Raw genomic sequence first — 3,074 nt, 5'->3', positions numbered from 1 at the left:
CCCACGCCGGAGGGCACGGGTGGCCGGGTGACTGTCCCGACCGCTTCGGGCGTGCCGGGCGCGGCCGGCTTGGGCGGGGCGCTGGGGGCGGGGGTCGCCATAGCCGCCGCCGCCGCCGCGCCAGCGGGGCCGGCCGCCGCCGGCCCGGCCCCCTTCAGCGCGTTGAGCGCCGGAATCTGAGCGCGAGTCAGCGGCCCGGCCAGATAGTTCATCGCCCAGCGCGTCTGGAAGAGGATGGGCTGCTTCTCGTGGACGTTGCGCATGAGGAAGACGCGCTTGCCGATGCCGGAGATGAGCCGGTCGTACTCCTTCACGTCCACGCCGCCGGCCGCGGCGCTCATCAGGCCGTCGATGAGGCGCGCCTTGTCCTGCTCCGTCGCCAGCTTGCCGATGAACCACGTGCCGGCGTTGGACAGCCCCTTGTAATCCACGTCTACCGGGTTCTGCGTCGCCAGCACCAGACCGACGCCGAAGGCGCGAGCCTGCTTCAGCATGCGCAGGATGACCGTCTTGGAGGGCGGGTTGCCGATGGGCGGCACGTAGCCGAAGATCTCGTCGAAGTAGATCAGGGCGCGCAGCGAAGACGTACCGCTCTGGGCGCGCATCCACGACTCGATGGTGGAGTAGAGCAGCGTCACGAAGAACATCCGCTCCTCTTCGCTCAGGTGGGCGATGTAGAAGACGGAGTGGCGCGGCCGGCCGTCGGCGGTGTAGAGCAGGCTTTCCGCGTCCAGCGGCTCGCCGCTGAGCCACGTCTGGAAGCTGGGCGAGGCCAGCATGCTGTTCAGCCGCATCGCCAGCGCGGCGCGGTCTTTCTCCGGGAAGAAGGTATTCACGTCGAAGACGCCCAGCTTGGCGAAGGGAGGTGACTGGATCTGCATGATCAACTCGCCCAGGTCGAGGGGCTTTCCCTCGCGCCAGGCATTGGCGATGATGTTGGACAGCAGGATGTGCTCGCGGCTCTGGACGGGGTCGATGTCCTTCAGGCCGGTCAGGCTGAGCAGGGCCGTCACCGTGCCGCTGATCTGCTCGCTCAGAATCTCCTCGTTGCCCGCCCAGGGCAGGTCGGGGGCGCTGAGCGAAGCCAGGACGCTGAGCGGCACGCCGGCTGTGGAGCCGGGGGTGTAGATGGTGAAGCGGACGCTGTCGGCCAGCGTCTGGAGGCGTTCGGGGGTGATGTCCCACTCGGCCAGGCCGTTCTTCCACATGTCCGCCGTTTCGGCCGCCACCTGGGCCTCGGTCTTGCCCGACTTCTTGGCCTCGACGGCGTTGATCCACGGCTGAAAGTCGGTCGGGGCCAGGTGGGGGAAGTGGAGTAGCAGGTTGGTCAGGTCGCCCTTGGGGTCGACCATCAGGGCCGGCACGCCGTTGAGCGCGGCCTCCTCCAGCAGGCCGACGCACAGGCCGGTCTTGCCGCTGCCGGTCATGCCGACGACGACGGCATGGGTGGTCAGGTCTTCGGAGTCGTAGAGCAGGGGTTCGTCGCCCAGCTTGCCGGTCGCGGCGTCCCATTGTTTGCCGAGATAATACTTGCCGTTGGTTTCTATCATGACTCGGTCACCTCCAGGAGCTTAAGTTTAACGCAAGGACGCCAGGACGCGAAGAATTCAACGCAATATAGGGGCTAGGTTCTAGGGGAGAACGCTCCTCCCTAATCCCTAGTCCCTAACCCCTAGCCCCTAATTGTGCGTCTTTGCGTTGATCTTTCATCCTTTCGCGATAAGACTATAATATTGGTCGCGTTCCGCCGGGTTTGCACAGTGGCTCAGGAGGTGGACGAATGCAGGCAGCCGACACCGAGATCGCTCAACTACAGGCTGGTATCGCGGCGCTGGAAGCGCAACGGGCTGCGCTCGGTGACGCGGTCGTCGAGGCCATACTCGGCCCCATCCGCGAGAAGCTGGCCGCGCTGGAAGCCCGTCAGGCCCACGCCGAGCAACAGCGCAAACTGGCGACCGTGCTGTTCATGGACATCGCCGGCCACACCGCCCTCGTCCGCGACCTCGACCCCGAAGAGAACATGGCCCTCATCGACGCCGCGCTGACCCGGCTGGCCGAGCCGGTCGGCCGGCACGGCGGCCACATCGCCCGCTACCAGGGAGATGGCTTCAAGGCCGTGTTCGGCCTGCCCACGGCCCACGAGAATGACCCGGAGAACGCCGTCCGCGCCGCGCTCGACATCCAAACCATCGCCCGCTCCGTCGCCGACCAGTGGGTTGCCGAACGGGGCGTGGAGGGCTTCCGCGTGCGCGTGGGCATCGACACGGGGCTTGTCTTCGCCGGCGGGCTGACCGAGGGGAAGGACACGGTCAAGGGCATGCCGGTCAACCTGGCCGGGCGGTTGGAATCGGCCGCCGAGCCGGGGACGATCCTCATCTCCCACAACACCTATCGCCACATCCGCGGCGTTTTCGACGTGCGGCCGCATGAACGGATCACGGCCAAAGGCATCGAGGAGCCGGTGCAGACCTATGTGGTGCTACGGGCCAAGCCGCGCGCCTTCCGGTTGGCGACGCGCGGCGTCGAGGGCATCGAGACGCGCATGGTCGGCCGCGAGGCGGAACTCCTGGCGCTGCAAACCGCTTACGCCGACGCGCTGGAGACTTCGGAGACACGGGTGGTGACCATCCTCGGCGAGGCCGGGGTGGGCAAGAGCCGGCTGCTGTATGAGTTCGATAACTGGCTGGAACTGCGCCCGGAGACGATCTGGTACTTCAAGGGTCGGGGCACACCGAACCTCCAGAACGTGCCGCACAGCCTTTTCCGCGACCTGTTCGCCTTCCGCTTCCAGATTCTCGATAGCGACAGCGCCGCCGTGGCTCTGGAGAAGTTCCGGGTGGGCATGGCCGGTATCCTTGAACCCGCCCAGGCCGACGTGGTGGGGCATTGGCTGGGCTTCGACTTCTCGGCCAGCGAGGCGGTGCAAGGCTTGCTGGGCGGCGCGGAGTTCGGCGCGGTGGCCCGCTCCCATCTGACGCGCTACTTCCGCGCGCGGGCAGCGACCGGGCCGCTGGTGATCCTTCTCGAAGACTTACACTGGGCTGATGAACAGTCGCTCGATCTGGTTACCTATT

Annotated in this window: 2 protein-coding genes; one reads left to right on the top strand and one right to left on the bottom strand. The window is 66.8% G+C overall.

Annotation, left to right across the window (positions count from 1 at the left end; all coding sequences use genetic code 11):
• Positions 1–1,550 (bottom strand): ATP-binding protein (locus tag ACE3UY_RS05300; RefSeq protein WP_374686511.1); only part of this gene is annotated, 1,550 nt, incomplete at its 3' end.
• A gap of 230 nt (positions 1,551–1,780) precedes the next feature.
• Between ACE3UY_RS05300 and ACE3UY_RS05295 the strand changes: the two genes are divergently transcribed.
• A partial coding sequence (locus ACE3UY_RS05295) for an adenylate/guanylate cyclase domain-containing protein (protein ID WP_374686510.1) occupies positions 1,781–3,074 on the top strand: 1,294 nt, incomplete at its 3' end.

Origin of the sequence: Promineifilum sp. (SeqCode) (assembly GCF_041918635.1) — a bacterium.
Classification (GTDB): Bacteria; Chloroflexota; Anaerolineae; order Promineifilales; family Promineifilaceae; genus Promineifilum.
Note: the sequence above shows the minus strand (reverse complement) of the source record. Positions and strands in the feature narration are given on the sequence as shown.